The organism is Klebsiella sp. CN_Kp097, from assembly GCF_040064495.1.
Classification (GTDB): Bacteria; Pseudomonadota; Gammaproteobacteria; order Enterobacterales; family Enterobacteriaceae; genus Klebsiella; species Klebsiella aerogenes.
The window spans coordinates 97,370-113,184 of sequence record NZ_JBEAIL010000032.1; the positions used below are offsets into that span (position 1 = coordinate 97,370).

15 protein-coding genes, 1 other RNA gene and 1 pseudogene are annotated in these 15,815 nt (G+C 46.8%); 8 read left to right on the forward strand and 9 right to left on the reverse strand.

Annotated elements, in window-relative coordinates:
* Positions 1 to 120 precede the first annotated feature (120 nt).
* From ABLV07_RS23525 to ABLV07_RS23540, 4 genes and pseudogenes are all read left to right on the forward strand, one after another.
* A pseudogene (locus ABLV07_RS23525) lies at positions 121 to 207 on the forward strand (YjhX family toxin); the annotation flags it as partial.
* A complete protein-coding gene (locus tag ABLV07_RS23530) occupies positions 179 to 598 on the forward strand; it encodes a YfjI family protein (RefSeq protein WP_261308124.1) in 420 nt (139 codons plus the stop codon). The pseudogene ABLV07_RS23525 and the gene ABLV07_RS23530, both read left to right, overlap by 29 nt.
* Before the next feature lie 488 nt (positions 599 to 1,086).
* On the forward strand, positions 1,087 to 1,671 hold the full coding sequence (locus ABLV07_RS23535; RefSeq protein ID WP_348853643.1) for an inovirus Gp2 family protein: 585 nt from the start codon (positions 1,087 to 1,089) through the stop codon (positions 1,669 to 1,671).
* Positions 1,672 to 1,875: 204 nt separating this feature from the next.
* On the forward strand, positions 1,876 to 4,419 hold the full coding sequence (locus ABLV07_RS23540) for an AAA family ATPase (protein WP_059312507.1): 2,544 nt from the start codon (positions 1,876 to 1,878) through the stop codon (positions 4,417 to 4,419).
* 97 nt (positions 4,420 to 4,516) lie between these two features.
* Here the strand turns inward: ABLV07_RS23540 and ABLV07_RS23545 are convergent, their stop codons facing one another.
* Complete coding sequence (locus tag ABLV07_RS23545) at positions 4,517 to 4,735, reverse strand: AlpA family phage regulatory protein (RefSeq protein WP_071549037.1); 219 nt, start codon at positions 4,733 to 4,735, stop codon at positions 4,517 to 4,519.
* Between the two features lie 116 nt (positions 4,736 to 4,851).
* Here ABLV07_RS23545 and ABLV07_RS23550 point away from each other — a divergent pair, with 116 nt between their 5' ends.
* Positions 4,852 to 5,616: a hypothetical protein gene (locus ABLV07_RS23550; RefSeq protein ID WP_059312508.1), complete on the forward strand. Its 765-nt coding sequence runs from the start codon at positions 4,852 to 4,854 to the stop codon at positions 5,614 to 5,616.
* Between the two features lie 13 nt (positions 5,617 to 5,629).
* On the opposite strand, the gene ABLV07_RS23555 is transcribed toward ABLV07_RS23550, so the two are convergent.
* From ABLV07_RS23555 to smpB, 4 genes are all read right to left on the reverse strand, one after another.
* Complete coding sequence (locus ABLV07_RS23555; protein ID WP_348853641.1) at positions 5,630 to 6,703, reverse strand: hypothetical protein; 1,074 nt, start codon at positions 6,701 to 6,703, stop codon at positions 5,630 to 5,632.
* A 515-nt stretch (positions 6,704 to 7,218) separates the two neighbouring features.
* Complete coding sequence (locus tag ABLV07_RS23560) at positions 7,219 to 8,460, reverse strand: integrase (RefSeq protein ID WP_059312510.1); 1,242 nt, start codon at positions 8,458 to 8,460, stop codon at positions 7,219 to 7,221.
* A 203-nt stretch (positions 8,461 to 8,663) separates the two neighbouring features.
* Positions 8,664 to 9,026, reverse strand: a transfer-messenger RNA (tmRNA) gene (gene ssrA, locus ABLV07_RS23565).
* 142 nt (positions 9,027 to 9,168) lie between these two features.
* A complete protein-coding gene (gene smpB, locus ABLV07_RS23570) occupies positions 9,169 to 9,651 on the reverse strand; it encodes an SsrA-binding protein SmpB (protein WP_020078156.1) in 483 nt (160 codons plus the stop codon).
* Between the two features lie 153 nt (positions 9,652 to 9,804).
* On the opposite strand from smpB, the gene ABLV07_RS23575 reads away from it, so the two are divergent.
* Positions 9,805 to 10,242, forward strand: coding sequence for a type II toxin-antitoxin system RatA family toxin (locus tag ABLV07_RS23575; RefSeq protein WP_015370248.1), 438 nt, complete (start codon positions 9,805 to 9,807; stop codon positions 10,240 to 10,242).
* A complete protein-coding gene (locus ABLV07_RS23580) occupies positions 10,232 to 10,522 on the forward strand; it encodes an RnfH family protein (protein WP_015370249.1) in 291 nt (96 codons plus the stop codon). The genes ABLV07_RS23575 and ABLV07_RS23580 overlap by 11 nt, the downstream gene beginning before the upstream one ends.
* Positions 10,523 to 10,585: 63 nt before the next feature.
* Here ABLV07_RS23580 and bamE read toward each other — a convergent pair whose 3' ends face one another.
* The 3 genes from bamE to nadK form a co-directional block, all read right to left on the reverse strand.
* On the reverse strand, positions 10,586 to 10,924 hold the full coding sequence (gene bamE / locus ABLV07_RS23585) for an outer membrane protein assembly factor BamE (RefSeq protein WP_015703201.1): 339 nt from the start codon (positions 10,922 to 10,924) through the stop codon (positions 10,586 to 10,588).
* Positions 10,925 to 11,071: 147 nt separating this feature from the next.
* The gene (recN, locus tag ABLV07_RS23590) at positions 11,072 to 12,733 is read right to left on the reverse strand and encodes a DNA repair protein RecN (RefSeq protein ID WP_047064167.1); all 1,662 of its coding nucleotides are present in this window, start codon (positions 12,731 to 12,733) and stop codon (positions 11,072 to 11,074) included.
* A gap of 86 nt (positions 12,734 to 12,819) precedes the next feature.
* Complete coding sequence (nadK, locus tag ABLV07_RS23595) at positions 12,820 to 13,698, reverse strand: NAD(+) kinase (RefSeq protein ID WP_015370252.1); 879 nt, start codon at positions 13,696 to 13,698, stop codon at positions 12,820 to 12,822.
* Between the two features lie 123 nt (positions 13,699 to 13,821).
* On the opposite strand from nadK, the gene grpE reads away from it, so the two are divergent.
* Positions 13,822 to 14,412 (forward strand): nucleotide exchange factor GrpE, encoded by a 591-nt coding sequence (gene grpE, locus ABLV07_RS23600; RefSeq protein WP_117026226.1) that lies wholly within the window; start codon positions 13,822 to 13,824, stop codon positions 14,410 to 14,412.
* Positions 14,413 to 14,515: 103 nt separating this feature from the next.
* Here grpE and ABLV07_RS23605 read toward each other — a convergent pair whose 3' ends face one another.
* Positions 14,516 to 15,802 carry an HlyC/CorC family transporter gene (locus ABLV07_RS23605; protein ID WP_026612238.1) on the reverse strand — a complete coding sequence of 429 codons (1,287 nt, stop codon included), beginning with the start codon at positions 15,800 to 15,802 and terminating at the stop codon, positions 14,516 to 14,518.
* Positions 15,803 to 15,815: the final 13 nt, after the last annotated feature.

Below are 15,815 nucleotides of genomic sequence, written 5' to 3' on the forward strand. Positions count from 1 at the left end.
TCCGATAATCAGCTTCCCGACCTTTTCAGGCCGGACTGATTATCAATGCGCCGAAATCGAATGCGGACACCGCTATGTGTTTGCACGTTTTGCACATGATGATTAAACAGGTTTTCCAGTATGAATTTATCCCGTCAGGAACAACGTACCTTACACGTTCTCGCCAAAGGTGGCCGTGTTGCGCACGTTCGTGATACGTCTGGCCGCGCTGCTGAGTTACTATACCGAAGGTGAATGCGCGATAAAAAAAGAATATGTCGAAAATGCCTGGTTGCTGTGTGAATGGTACATGCAACAGGCAATAAAGGTCTTTGGGGCTCAGGAGAGTTACTATGAAGTGCTGCTATTATCATGGCTTCGTCGTGAGTACTATAAAACAGAGATGGATCATGTCAGATTTAATACAATACGAAATGCCGGGCCTAATGTATTACGTAAAGGCAAGTTACTGGAAAGAGTCATTGAGAGACTTGAAAAGGAAGGCGCGATAGACATCGTTCGCTCAAGACGCAAGGCACGAATGGTTTATGCAGGCCGTTATTTTCGCAACAATCCGGTTACAAAAAATGCAGCGTATAAGCACTACTGGCCGCGATAGTTGCGACTGATCGCAACTAATCGCGAGGTTTGCCTGTGGAAATACCCAAAATTGTTGAAAAATAATATCAGAGTAAAATGATTATCTAACTTACCATTTTCCGTAAGATTTACTCAGGTGGAGGGGCTTATTGTTATATTTCCACTGATGGATTTATTGTCGGTATAGTAATATATGTTTATTAGTAATATACACTACGAATATTTAGTGGTGTCTGTGGGTAATATATACCTGTTACTGGTGGGTGTTTATTAGTAATACATCTACTCTTTATCCAGATTAATTGTTGTTAATATACTAATACACTATACCCCATGCAGTCAGCTAGTTATATTAAGTATTTGACATCATACGGTTAATGACTATCACCCGATAATGTTCATATGCATATCTGCATGTAACATTACCATGATTGTTAATCGTATGGTTACTTACTCTTACTGTTCTCAATTTTACATATTGAGTGAACTATTTATTCAGGTGTTTATATGCCAAGTAATTCCTTGAGTGCTGATTACCAGCAGGCATTTTACGATGTTATTCGTAATGCAACAAATGAGTTTCCTCGTACCGTAGCGTTACGTGTTGATTTACGTTTTCCTCGTCGTTATCAGTATGGTGATTCGAACCGAGAGGTTACTCGTTTTATTGAATCTCTGAAGGCTAAGTTGCTGGTGGATTGTCAGCGTAAGAACAAACGCTGGAAACGTAACTGGGCTAACCGGTTACGGTACGTATGGGTACGTGAAGTCGGTGAGCGTAACCGTCGTAAGCATTACCATGTTCTGCTATTGCTGAATAAAGACTTATACCATGGTGCCGGGAGATATGATGCAGATGACAGTCTGGCTGCTTTAATCCAACAAGCATGGTGCAGTGCGTTAGGACTTAATCCGGTACAATATTTGGCTTTAGCGAATATGACTCTAAATGGATGTTATTATTTAAACAGGAATTCACCTAACTATATGCAACACGTTATCGAATTACTGGACCGTATGGAGTACTTGGCTAAAGAACATACCAAATGTTATGACGATGGATATCGTTCCATTGGGATGAGCCGCGAGTAGAACGTTGAGGTACTGTTGATCATGTCAGCTACTCTACTGCATGCCTTATACATTTGCAGTTAAGTGGTTTGTGACTCCTGTAGCGACTACAATTATTGAGCTCTATCACACCTAACCGATTGTTTTTTATGCTAGTGTTTGCTATTCGATTTAGAGCGACTTAGAAGAAGTTAAGTAATACTCTGTTTTATAAGGACTTACTATATGGATGATTTGCAGCAAGATGTAATAACGTGGTTACATGGACAGCAGGACTGGCTGCAAGAAGCTGCTGAAATTCTTCTAAGGAAGGGGGCTGCTGCTGAAGAAGATCTTATAAGATTAACTGAACAGATTAAAACTTCGGACGGGCAAGCAATAACATCACATAGGCAATTTGTGGAGCTAATTTCAACAGCATCCATTCCTATTGAGTTGAGACTTACCAGGATCGAGAATATTCAAGGTATTGAGAATCTAGCTCCCAGAAAGCCATTGATTTTTGGAACTGGTAACTTGACTGTGATTTATGGCAATAATGGTTCTGGTAAATCTAGTTACACAAAGATTTTAAAAAATATAACGGGTAAGTCAAGGGCTGAATCTATTAGGCATAATGTATTTCAGCCTATTCCAAAGCATCAAAAATGTGATGTGTCGTATATGGTTTCATCACAAGAGAGTACCCAAGAATGGTTTGTAAACGATGGGGCCATCAATAATCTTAAAGGGATTGATATCTTTGATAGCGATGAGGCTACGTATTACCTCAGTAAGGAAAGTCCTGCAACATATACTCCTCCACTCATAGGTATGTTTGAAGAGTTAGCTAAGATTTGTGATGCGGTAAAAAGCAGGCTTCAACAAGAGCAAGGAAAGCTTACTACCGCTCTTCCTATGCTTCCTGCTAATTATTCTAATACAGACCTTGCTGTATTTTACAATTCATTAAAACCCAATATCACGACAGAATCTGTTTGTAGCAAATTATCGTGGTTAGAAGATGATGAAAAAAATATTACGTTACTAACTAATCGATTAAAAGAGACAGATCCAGAGGCAAAAGCAAAGCAGTTAAGAGCTACAAAACTGCAGGTTGAGTTGTTCATTAAGAAATTACAGCAAGCTACTTTAAAATATAAAAAAGATAATCTGAATAATATTGATACACTACGCGAACAGGCAGAAAAAGCAAGAAGAATGGCAAGCGAAGCGGCATCAGTAAGTGCCGGCATCTTTGAAGGGATCGGTTCAGAAACATGGCGAGCAATGTGGGAAGCTGCCAGAGCGTACTCTCAAGCCTCAGCCTATCCTACACAAGATTTTCCTGTAATAGAGAATGCTCATTGTGTTTTATGTCACCAAGAGCTTTCTATTGAAGCACAATTGCGCCTTCGTGAATTTGAGACATTTATTCAAGGAAAGTTAGAAGCAGAAGCAAAGCAGTCTGAAGTTTTGTACTCTAATATGTTAAGTAGTTTGCCTCTTATACCAACATCTGAACAAATAGAAACTCAATGCGAAGCCGCAGGTCTTGGTGAGGATTGGAAACAATTCGCTAAAAGTTTCTGGGAGTCAGCAGGAAAAATCAGGCTCGGCTTACTGGATAAACAACCATCACATCAATTAGAGGAATTAGTAGATTTCTCTCAAAATGAAGGCATACTTCAAAAATACTGTATTCAGATTGAGGCAGAGGCGCTTCAATTTGAGAAAGATTCACAACAATTCAATAGAGCTCAAGCGGAAAAAGAAAAACTTAACCTTGAAGCTAAATACTTTATATCTCAGCAAATAGAACAAGTTCAACAAGAGATACTTAGATTAAATAGTTTAAAACAGTATGATAAGTGGATTACATCCGCAAGCTCACGTTCAATATCAACAAAAGCAAGTGTAATCGCTGATGCAATAATTACTGACGCATATGTAAAAAGATTTAACCAAGAATTGACTTCTCTTGGGGCTACTCGTTTGAGAGTGGAGCTTGTCAAAACAAAGGCACAAAAAGGTAAATCTCTTCATAGGTTACAATTAAAATCAGCTGAACATAATGTAAGTGTTGAATCGATCCTTAGTGAGGGTGAGCGTCGAATTATTTCTCTTGCAGCATTTCTTGCTGATGTAATTGATAAACCGTATATAGCTCCATTTATCTTTGATGACCCGATATCATCGTTAGATCAAACATGGGAAGAAAAAACTATTGAGAGGCTAGTTGCATTGAGCCAAACTCGCCAAGTTATAATTTTCACTCATCGTTTAAGTATGTTAGGTATGCTGTCAGAGAAAGCTGATGAAATTCATACTATCCATATACGTCAGGAACCATGGGGAGCAGGTGAATCGGGAGAGGTACCTTTATATGGTAAAAAGCCTGAATCAGCTCTTAAGAATTTGCAAGGAGAAAGAGTTTCTCAAGCTCGCAAAATCTATGACGAGTTGGGCCAGGAAGCATACTATCCACTTGCAAAAGCAATATGCAGTGATTTAAGAATATTAACGGAGCGGATAGTAGAGTGCGTATTTTTAGCTGACGTGATACAAAGACACCGACGTGCCGTAAACACTCAAGGAAAAATTCATCAGCTAGCTAAAATCAGCGTTGCTGACTGTGATTTAATAGAGGAGATAATGACTAAATACTCATGCTATGAACATAGCCAATCACCCGAAGCTCCTGTTGAATTACCAACTCCAGATGAATTGAATGCAGATATAACAAAAATTCTTGTCTGGCATAATGAGTTCAGCAAAAGGGCTGCTTAAATAACGCATGGTTTTAAAAGTATAGCTAGGAATTTTCTCGATATCCGCCATGACATACCGGAGGCGCTCCCTCCGGTAATGTCAAGGCAACATGCGGTTAGATAGATGTCGGTGGTATTTCACGTTGAAGCAGCCATTGATCCAGTTCTGTCTCCAACCAACCCACAGATTGTTGCCCTAAGCGCCGCTGCTGCGGAAAAGTTGCATCGTAGCGTGGTGATTTCGGATTGAGCCAGTCGTAAATGGTGGAGCGGGCGATGCCGAGTTTGACCGTAACTGCTCGCATGCGTAGGATTTTTACAGTAGATGATTGCATAGTGTTGTTTCCTCTAATTTAGTTTGCTTTGGATGAGAGGAAGGTTATTCATTAACGCGGGTATAAGGTATACGGCTGCGTTACCTCATTTTTTACACGAGTTAGGTTATTGATTTATGGATGATTTTAATCTCTGTTTTTTTGTCGATGCGATAAAGGAATCATTCAACTTAAAGAAAAGTAGACTGGTGCTCGCTCTACGTGCGGTTGGATGGAAAAGCTGTATAACCTGTTTAAATGATGGCGATACTCATATTAACAAAATAGTCAATGATATTATGCTGGACACAGCGAAGCGTCGTGAATTGGAAAATCAGTCGTACCATATATTGTATGAAGAGGTTGACACTATCCAGGAATCAATAGATGAGTGGATCTTTCTGGCTGCAATATACTGGTGCCTAGGGATACATCTCGTGGCTTCAGATTGGCGTGATGGTCTCACGTTGTTGCTCAAATCGACAGAACTTCTCGACATGTGCCATGGAATTGTTCACCATGAAATATGGCAAAACACTGAGGCGAAAAAAAAAGAACAGGCCACTAATGGGGGTAAAGCAAAAGCATCGCTTTACGCTCCTCTAAAAGCTGAAATTATCCGTTTGTTGTATTGCAACAAGCCTGCGGATGGCTGGAGAAACAGGAGAGAGGCTATAGAGTTGATTGATGAGGATGTAAGCATATTTATTCAAGAGCATGGCTATCCCGGTTCCCCTGAAGAAAAACAGGAAGACTTAGCTGTATTATTTGCAAGAATTCCCCGGTTGATTGAAGATTGGTCTAGAAATGACGCCGTAGTTAAGGCTGCCTTTAACGCAACGCTAAAGAAAAAAAGCGCCAATAAAGGCGCAGAACAGAAACCTTGGACATCAGACATCTAAGTACATAATTAGATCATCTAGAAATTTTGAGTAATTCACCCAATTTCTTTTTTCTATCATGGCTACTCCCAAGCCCCATTGGGGCAAAAATAATACCAGCACCACTTACGATTGATTTTTTATTCAAACTATCTATTATTTTTTTAAGATAACTTTTGTTTATGTAAGTACTATAACCTGATTCTATTTTTGCCAACATTCTACTGGCATTCAATCTGTCATCTGGACTTTCTGAATCAATTACTCGCATATTCATTTTTAGTAATAAACTGCTTATTAAATTAGAAGAGTGTTCAGGTATTTCTCTTACTAATATATTTTTTTCTTTATGATAAGTATCATTAGACTGAAACTCATCTAGGAATGCATTTAAAACGAATTCTTTCTCGTTAAGATCAAACTCGCAAATATTTCCTTCATGCTTCTGCGATACGGTAATTTGATGTAAATATCCCTTGTCCTCATATCTGGCCTGAGATACTAAAGGGTGCTCGCTAAAATTAATTGTCACTGTTAAAACATTAATTGAGGAAATAAACCAATCATCCAAAAGAATACATCCACTATTATTTGTTATGTTACTCACATCTACTTTTCGACCAGAGTTTATAAACTCGCTCTCGCTTTGCAATATCCAGAAAAGAAGATTGTTTTGATGTATGCGTGATGCAATAAATAAAGGGTGTCGGAATTTATGACAAAACTCACTGTACTTATTTAAGAAAGAGCCTGATATTTTTTTAGTTTCTAGAGCATTGCTCGTCTTTACCTCAATAAAACATTTTAATTCCTTCCCTTTTGGCATGTTAAAACTAGCCAGATAATCTGGCACCTTAATGCCAGTGTTATTTACTGGTGATTGACCTAAAGAGGTTAGACTTGTACATACTTCCATGAAAAAGCACAGCAAAGCGAATTCATCCTCTAAAAACAAACCGTTAATTCGCCTTTTTATTTCATTTTTATTTTCATCATTCCCTACAGAGGTAAGGAAAGCATCAAATTCTTCTTCTGAACTCATTCCAATTCGAATGTTTTTGAAAAGCTTTAATTTTTCAATTTCTGAAAGGTAATTTAAACCTTGCATATTATTTCCTCGTCCATTAATGTTTTAATATTACGAATTGCAATTTATTCTATACCATCAGAATAGTTGTGCCGATCATAGCAGTTATATTTAATCAAGAAAAATACGTGAGTGATATACTAGGGGGCGGACCGATATGCCATGAGCTGGAATCGTCCCCATAGACTTAGTACCTGTGTCATCGGAACAAGCACATAGGAGCAGTCTTCGTGGGCTGGCGGAGGTTCCATCGTCTATGGAGGCAACGTTCATACCAGATGTTCGATAGTAGGTTGAGCGGTCCCGTGGCTGAGTTTACAGGTTCAACATTCTCCCGGAAACTTGGAGCGGTTCAAAGCAACCTCGGAGGCGTCAGTCCGGAGGCTTAAGAACCGGTTTCGTCGTGAGGACAGAATATGTCTACTGAGGTAGGGTTAGTCCAGTTAAGGACAGTCAGATCCAGTAAGTATTTGATTCAAAGATTAAGTTTTAACCTATCTATGGGGAAAATCTGAGCTGGACTTAACCCATTCTTATCATCCCACTAACCGCATCCCTTTTATCCCATCTGCAATCACGCTTCCGCGATCCGCTGCCATCACGAAATCAGCCCACCATTGCATCATAGGGCGACGTTGCTCAAGGTAATCACTGCGGTTATAAGCGCGACGTACCTCATTTTTGTCTACATGAGCCAGTGCTGCTTCAATGACATCAGGCGGAAATCCTTCCTCATTGAGTGCCGTACTAGCGATAGAACGTAAACCGTGTGATACGAGTAAGCCCCCTAAGCCAGCACGCTTGAGTGCTGCATTCACTGTTTGGCTGTTCATTGGCTTGGTAGGTTTGATGCGACTGGGAAAGATAAATTCTCGGCCACCATTGAATGACTTCATTATTTCCAGAATAGCGAGAGCTCCATCAGATAATGGAACTGTATGCTCCCGGTTCATCTTCATTCGAGCTGCCGGAATTTTCCATTCGTTAGCATCAAAATCGATCTCATCCCATCGAGCCTCAGCAGCTTCGGCAGGGCGGGTGATGGTGAGAAGCTGCCACATGAACAGGCATCGTGTGGACAGGCTGATACTTGCTGTACGCATAGTTTGCATTAGCTGTGGAAGTTGATCTGGGTGGATGCTTGGCATGTTTTTCTTTTGCGGTTTCTCGAATGCTTTCCCGATATTTACGCTGGGAACCGCATCAATCAGGCCTGTATTCTGCGCATAAATCATGACTTCGTTAATACGCTGACAAAGGCGGCGGACTGTCTCTAATGCACCTCTGGCCTGAACCGGCTGAACTGCTTTAACCAAAGTATGAGCCTTAATCTCAGTGACACTGATATCACCGATTGCTGGGAAAACATCTCTCTCAAGTGAGCGCCATATATCGTCGGCATAGTCCTCTGTTACGCTGGCTTTCTTCACATTCCACCAACGCTCGGCAACTAACCGGAAAGTGTTGGTTTTGGCCTCTTGAGAATTTCTCACCAGTTCTTTCTGATGTTCCTGAGGATCAATGTCTTTCGCCAATAAAACTCGAGATTCAGCTCTGAGTTTACGCGCATCAGAAAGTGAGACGGCAGGGTAGGCACCGAAGCTCTGCTTGGTTCGTTGCTTTGTCAGAGGTCGATAGTAACGGAACTGCCAGAGCTTACTACCACTGGACTTGATTAACAGAGTAAGCCCGTCACCATCATACAGCTGGTAATCGGCATCTTTAGGTTTGGCGGCTTTGATTTCCGTATCGGTTAACGGCTTGGTTTTTCTTGCCATGGGGAGTCTCCATGCGTTTAGGCCCAACGAAAACAATAGAGCTTTTCGTTGGGCCTATCAATGGGCCTAAAAGGTTCGGATTTAATTAGTTCTCTTCGGACTTCACGGGACAAATTGAGGGCACAAAAAAGCCCGCAGGGCTTGCGCCGTGCGGGCTCTTAGGACTTCATCGGATGACTCTGGTAATCACCGATGGAGAATTTTGGTGGAGCTGGCGGGAGTTGAACCCGCGTCCGAAATTCCTACATCCTCGGTACTACATGCTTAGTTTGTCTTTACATTCGCACGCCAGCTGCGGACAGACACGCCACTAACGAACTAGCCTGATTAGTTTTAGCACTTCAACCCCAGGCAGGGCATCCGCGCGATCTCTTTTGGGTTTGACCTCTCTTGATCCCCGTCCTAAGAGCGGAGGCTAGGGAGAGAGGGCTCTAAGCAGGTTATTAAGCTGCTAAAGCGTAGTTTTCGTCGTTTGCGACTATTTTTTTGCGGCTTTTTACGAGGCCAACCGCCCCTCGGCATGCACCTTGGGTTTCGCGAATCCCGTCGAATCCAGAATCAGCCCCAATGTGTACTTGAAGTATAACAGATTTGTGAAGGTGGTTACCAGCCCCTGAAGCGAGGATTCTGGCGGCATATCGAGTGAAAAAGCAGCGACAACAGCAATATAGCGTGGGGCCAGGGGAGCTGGCCCGCAGAGAGGGGGGATTACCGCCCGGCGTTTTTCATGATGCGCGCCTTATCGACCGCCCATTCACGATCTTTTACGTCGGTGCGCTTATCGTGCTGTTTCTTACCTTTCGCCACGCCGATTTTCACTTTGCACCAGGCGTTCTTCCAGTACAACGACAGGGCGACGACGGTATAACCTTCGCGGTTGATGCGGCCGTATAGCGCATCGAGCTCGCGCTGATTGAGCAGCAGCTTGCGGGTACGGGTCGGATCGCAAACGTAATGCGTGGAGGCGACCGCCATTGGCGTAAAGTTGGCGCCGAAGAGATAGGCTTCGCCATCTTTCAGAATGACATAGCTATCGCCGATGTTGGCTTTGCCGGCTCGCAGAGATTTCACTTCCCAACCCTGCAGCGCGAGGCCTGCCTCGTATTCATCTTCGATAAAGTATTCGTGACGGGCGCGTTTATTCAGCGCAATGGTGGCTGATCCAGGTTTGTGGGCTTTTTTCTTAGTCATAATGTCCTGAAGTCATCGCTAGTTCTAAACATTGTTACCTCAATCCTTCCTGCGAGGCGTAATGGGCTATCTTAGCACGAGTTATGGTACAGCGTTTTTTTTAGCAGCAGATAAATGATATTATTTGTCCCGTGTTTAAATGTGGAACCTGCTATGCCTCAGATTAGCCGTACTGCGCTGGTGCCTTTCAGCGTGGAACAGATGTATCAACTCGTAAATGATGTGAAGTCCTATCCCGATTTCCTGCCTGGCTGCACCGGTAGCCGAGTGCTGGAGGCCGGGCCGACGCAAATGACGGCGGCGGTTGATGTGTCCAAGGCCGGCATCAGCAAGACTTTCACGACGCGTAATACGCTGACCGATAACCAGAGTATCCTGATGAGCCTGGTCGATGGCCCGTTCAAAAAGCTGATTGGCGGCTGGAAGTTTATTCCGCTCAGCCCGGATGCGTGCAAAATTGAGTTTCATCTCGATTTTGAGTTCACCAACAAGCTGATTGAAATGGCTTTTGGTCGCATCTTTAAAGAGCTGGCCGCCAATATGGTGCAGGCGTTCACCACGCGCGCCAAAGAGGTGTATCGTGTCGGCTAATATTGTGGTTGAAGTCGCCTATGCGTTGCCGGAAAAACAGTACCTGCAACGCGTGAAGCTGCAGGCTGGGGCAACGGTCGAGCAGGCGATTATCTCCAGCGGTATTCTGGCGCTGCGCGAAGATATCGATCTGGCGAAAAATAAAGTCGGCATCTACAGCCGTCCGGTCAAGCTGCATGACGAAGTCCATGATGGCGACCGCGTAGAGATTTATCGCCCGCTGATTGCTGACCCGAAAGAGCTGCGCCGGCAGCGGGCTGAAAAGCACGCTGAGAAATAAGCGGGAATGCACAATTAAAAAAAGCGCTCATTGAGCGCTTTTTGCATTTCTACTGGCCTGAGATTACTTGGTCAGCGCCGGTTTGTTATCAATGTTGGTTAACACACCGCTGCTGTCGAAGGTCAGCGTCAGTGTCTGCTGGGTCACTTTCTCATGGCCCGGCTGCTGGCGGAAAACGTAGAACCAGGTGTTGCTACCAAATGGATCTGACATCATCGGCGTACCCAGCGCATAAGCAACCTGCTGTTGTGTCATGCCGACACGGATTTTTGCTACATCATTAGGTGCCAGATAGTTACCCTGGTTGATATCAGGACGGTAAACCACTCGTTCCAGAGTGGAACAGCCTGCGGTCAACATAAGGAGAACCGCTGCGGCAGCAGTCAGCGTTTTACAGCGCATAGTGATTTGATTCCTTTTTGGGCCCGAGCAATACGTGGCTCGTCTGTAATATGCCGATAATAATAGACCTTTGCCCGGTTGGGAACCTTCGACTGCAGGTCTATTGGCAATTTGCTGTTCACTATGACTCTGTGAAAATCAAAAAGTTTACGCCGCAAGCAACTCTTTCGCGTTCGCCAGGGTGTTGCGGGTCACCTCGCTACCGCCCAGCAGACGGGCCAGTTCCTGCAGTCTGGCGCGTTTGTCCAGCGCATGCATGTGCGTCTCGGTCATCTCGCCATCGGTCTCTTTGCAGACGAAGAAATGATGGTGACCACAGCCTGCAACCTGCGGCAGGTGAGTCACGCACATGACCTGCGTGGATTCTCCCAACTGGCGGAGCAGTTTGCCGACAACCGCCGCCGTCGGGCCGCTAATGCCGACATCGACCTCATCGAAAATCAGCGCCGGGGTCTCCATTTTACGAGCGGTAATAACCTGAATAGCCAGTGCGATACGCGATAACTCGCCGCCGGAGGCCACTTTAGCGATCGGCTGCAGCGGTTGCCCCGGGTTGGTGGTAACGCGGAACTCAATATGGTCGGCACCTTCGGCGGTCAGATGGCGTTCATCAAAGGCGACATCAATGGCAAACACGCCGTGAGGCATAGAAAGTGAGTGCATACTTTCAGTAATCAACTGGGTGAGTTCGTCGGCGCTGCGCTGACGCAGGGCGTGCAGTTCTTGCGCCGTTTCCAGCGCCAGGCGGTGATGCTCAACGACCAGCTGGCTCAGCGACTCCAGCGAACCGGCGCTATCGTCCAGCAGACGCTGCTCATCCAGCATGGCCTGATAGAACGCCGGCAGCTCTTCCGGCGCAATCTGATGCTTACGCGCCAGCGCAATCTGCCGGGAAATGCGCTGTTCCAGCTCGAACAGACGGTTAGGGTCGAGATCGAGACGGTCATTGTAGTGGCGCAGCTCATCAGTCGCCTCGCTGAGCTGAATAGAGGCTTCTTCCAGCATATCGAGCACGCCGGAGAGTTTGCTATCCATACCGACCAGCTCGCTAACCAGCTGTTTAGCGGTATAAAGCTGGCTTTGCAAATTGGCCTCTTCACCGTCGGCCAGTACCGTTAACGCATGCTGACAGGTACTGAGCAGCTGGCCGCTGTTGGCCAGACGTTTGTACTCTTCGTCAATCTGTTCGAACTCGCCCTGCAGAGGATTAAATTCGTTCAGCTCTTTGAGCTGGTATTGCAGCAGGTCTGCGCGGGCGGCGCGCTCTTGGCTCTGCTGCTGATGCTGCGCCAGCTCCCGGCAGCTCTGGTGCCACTGGCGGTAGCGCTCCGCCATGCGTTGAGTAAGCGCATACTCACCGGTATAACCATCAAGCAGGGTTTTCTGATGTTCGGCTTTGGTGAGTAACTGATGGGCATGCTGGCCGTGGATCTGGATAAGCAACTGGCCCAGCTCGCGAAGCTGAGAAAGAGGCACGGCGGTGCCGTTGATGAAACCGCGGGAGCGGCCGTCAGCGCTGATCACGCGGCGAAGTAAACACTCACGCCCGCTCTCCAGTTGGTTCTCTTCCAGCCAGCGCTGGGCGGCAGGGGTATCTTTCAGCGCGAAGCGCGCGCACAGGTCGGCACGGCTGGCGCCACGGCGCACCATGTCAGCTTCGGCTCGGCCGCCGAGGCACAGCCCCAGCGCGTCGATGGCAATGGATTTCCCGGCGCCGGTTTCCCCGGTGATGGCGGTCATGCCGCTGTGAAAATCAATTTCCAGTTCACGAACGATAGCGAAATTGCTGATGGTGAGTTGCGCCAACATAGCTGCCTTCCTGTATGAAAAACCATTACTGTGTTTTCGTACAGTATAGACTGGTTTTTTATCCAGTAAAGAGGCAGCTTGTAAAATCAGAACAATTTTTTCGACCAGCCAAGCTTGGTGCTTAATGTATTGAAATAACTATAGTCTTTCGGGTGAATCAGATTGAGGTGATAATCACAGCGGCGGATGAGCACATCTTCGCCGTCCTGGATGGGCAGCGCAATCTGGCTGTCGCAGCTGATTTCCAGATCGTTGCAGCGCTGCGAGAAGCGCAGGCGAATGGTGCTATCGCCGTTAATCACCAGTGGACGCGCTGACAGCGTATGCGGGAACATCGGCACCAGGGTGATGGCGTCCAGAGATGGGGTGAGAATAGGGCCGCCCGCAGAGAGCGAATAGGCCGTCGAACCGGTAGGCGTGGAGATGATCAGGCCGTCGGAGCGCTGGGAGAAGGCGAACACTTCATCGATATAGACCTCGAACTCAATCATGTGCGCGACTTTACCCGGATGCAGCACCACCTCATTGATAGCCGTGCTGATGCGCTTCTGGCAGTCATGCTGGCACACCTGGGCTTCCAGCAGAAAACGTTTTTCGGCGATATAGTGGCCTTCAAGTACGTCGGCCAACTGTTGGAGCGCGTTATCCGGGTCAAGGTCGGTAAGAAAACCAAGATTGCCGCGGTTAATGCCGATGACGTTGATGTCATAGCGCGCCAGGGTACGCGCCGCGCCGAGCATATTGCCGTCGCCGCCGACCACCACCGCCAGATCCGCCTGCTGGCCGATTTCCGCCAGCGTGCCGGTTTTAACATTGCTAAGCTGGAGTTCATGGGCGATTTGCTGCTCGACCAGCACCTCATAGCCTTTGCCGCATAGCCAGCGCCAGAGCATTTCATGTGTGGTCAGGGCGGTTGGGTGACGAGGGTGTCCCACAATGCCGATACACTTGAAATGGTTCTTCATGATCTGGATGTCCTTGGGTTAAATGAATGATGACAATCTGTCTGCTTCCCTTGAATCCCGGAAACTGATCCCCATAATAAGCGAAGTTAGCGAGATGAATGCGAAAAAAACGCGGAGAAATTCATGAGTAGTAAAGAACAGAAAACGCCTGAGGGGCAAGCCCCGGAAGAAATTATCACGGAGCAGCACGACAACGTAGAGGCGGTAGAGCCTGAGGTTTCTGCTGAGCAGGTGGATCCGCGCGATGAAAAAATTGCGAATCTGGAAGCACAGCTGGCCGAAGCGCAAAAGCGTGAACGTGATGTGATGCTGCGCGCAAAAGCGGAAGAAGACAACCTGCGTCGTCGCACCGAACAGGATATCGAGAAAGCGCATAAATTCGCCCTGGAGAAGTTCGTCAACGAACTGCTGCCGGTTATCGATAGCCTGGATCGCGCGCTGGAAGTGGCTGATAAAGCTAACCCGGATATGGCGCCGATGGTTGAAGGGATCGAACTGACTCTGAAATCGATGCTGGGCGTCGTGCGTAAGTTTGGCGTGGAAGTGGTAGCCGATACCAACGTACCGCTGGATCCTAACGTGCATCAGGCTATCGCCATGGTCGAGTCTGACGATGTGGCTGCCGGTAACGTACTGGGTGTTATGCAGAAGGGATATACCCTGAACGGTCGTACTATTCGCGCCGCGATGGTAACCGTCGCGAAAGCGAAGTAATTCGTTAGTTCGCCAGTAACGGCTATCTGCGGGTGGCCGTTTTTATTGGCTCTAAATAAAAAAACGGCGAACCGAAGTTCGCCGTTGTTCTTTGCTGGCTGCGCTATTCCGCCACGCTTTCGCGTAATGATTTCACCGGCATCACCTTCACCTGCTTAATCATATTGTCCTGTACGTCGAGAATATCGATATCATACTGTTCGATACGTACGCGGGTTCCAGGGACCGGGATCTCCTCCAGCGCTTCCAGAATGATGCCGTTAACGGTACGCGCGTCGTCTTCCGGCAGGTGCCAGTTGAACGCTTTGTTGATTTCCCGCACGTTGGCGCCGCCGTCAATAATCACCGAGCCGTCATTAAGCGGCGTCACTTCTTCGGCAAGGGTCGGCGACATCGAGGTGGTGAAGTCTCCCACAATCTCTTCAAGAATATCCTCAACGGTGACCAGCCCCTGAATATCACCATATTCATCAACCACCAGGCCGACTTTCTTTTTATTACGCTGGAATTTCACCAATTGCGTGCTGAGCGGCGTACCTTCCGGCACAAAGTAAATCTCATCTGCCGCTCGTAACATGATCTCTTTTGTGAACTCTTTCTTTTCCGTCATCAGACGATAGGCTTCACGGACGCGCAGCATGCTGATGGCATCGTCCAGCGAATCACGATACAGCACGATACGGCCATGCGGCGAGTGGGTTAGCTGGCGGACGATAGATTTCCAGTCATCGTTGATATCGATACCGACGATCTCATTGCGCGGCACCATGATGTCATTAACGCTGACCTTTTCCAGATCCAGGACCGACAGCAGCATGTCCTGATTCCGCCGTGAGATTTGTGAACGGGATTCATTCACAATCGTTCGCAGTTCATCTTTACTCAATGCGCCGCTAATAACGTGATCGGTCTTAATGCCCATCATGCGCATCAGTACGCGGGTAATGGTGTTCAACAGCCACACCAGCGGCATCATCAGTACCTGTAGCGGCGCCAACAGGAAACTGCTGGGGTAGGCGACCTTTTCCGGGTACAGGGCGGCAATGGTTTTAGGTAAGACTTCGGCAAACACCAGTACGACAAAGGTGAGCACGCCGGTGGCGATAGCCACGCCGGCGTCGCCGTACAGACGCATGCCGACGATGGTTCCCAGCGCTGAGGCCAGGATATTGACGAGGTTGTTGCCGATGAGCACCAGGCTAATGAGGCGATCCGGCTTACGCAGCAGCTTTTCCACCCGCTTAGCCGGGCGGTTGCCTTGTTTCGCCATATGGCGCAGCCGATAGCGGTTCAGCGTCATCATGCCGGTTTCGGAACCGGAGAAATAGGCGGAGATAATCACCATGATGATCAGCGTGACGATCAGCGTGGTGGTAGAAATGTGTTCCAGGAGAGACTCCTTA